The sequence below is a fragment of the Oleiphilus sp. HI0080 genome (assembly GCF_001635135.1).
The window spans coordinates 1-344 of sequence record NZ_LWFU01000226.1 but is presented as its reverse complement, the minus strand read 5'-3'; the positions used below and the strand labels follow the sequence as shown (position 1 = coordinate 344).

At 53.2% G+C, this 344-nt stretch carries 1 protein-coding gene; it reads right to left on the bottom strand.

All coding sequences use genetic code 11. The annotated features are described in order from the left end of the window. Nucleotides 1-86: 86 nt before the first annotated feature. On the bottom strand, nucleotides 87-344 hold a 258-nt coding region (locus A3751_RS02490), incomplete at its 5' end, for a penicillin-binding transpeptidase domain-containing protein (protein ID WP_255376065.1).

Here is a 344-nt window from a genome sequence, read left to right as displayed (position 1 = left end):
AGGATCAATATGCAGCCGATAGAAGAGCGATTTTCCTTTGCCTAAGTGGTGCTCCGCTCCAGGCATATGCCTTAAAAAATCACCCCTCATCGCAGCCCTACCAATTCGTCGTCATGAGACAACTTTAAAATCCATTCATCGAACAGTGCTCGCGCAATCGGCGCTGCCGTGCTGCTTCCGCCACCACCATTCTCAACTACAACGGCCACAGCTATTTGAGGGTCGTCCGCCGGTGCAAAGCCGATAAACAATGCATGATCACGGTGCCGCTCAGCGAGCGCTTCCGCGTCATATTCTTCGCCTTGAGCAATTGCGACCACTTGAGCTGTTCCCGTCTTCCCTGC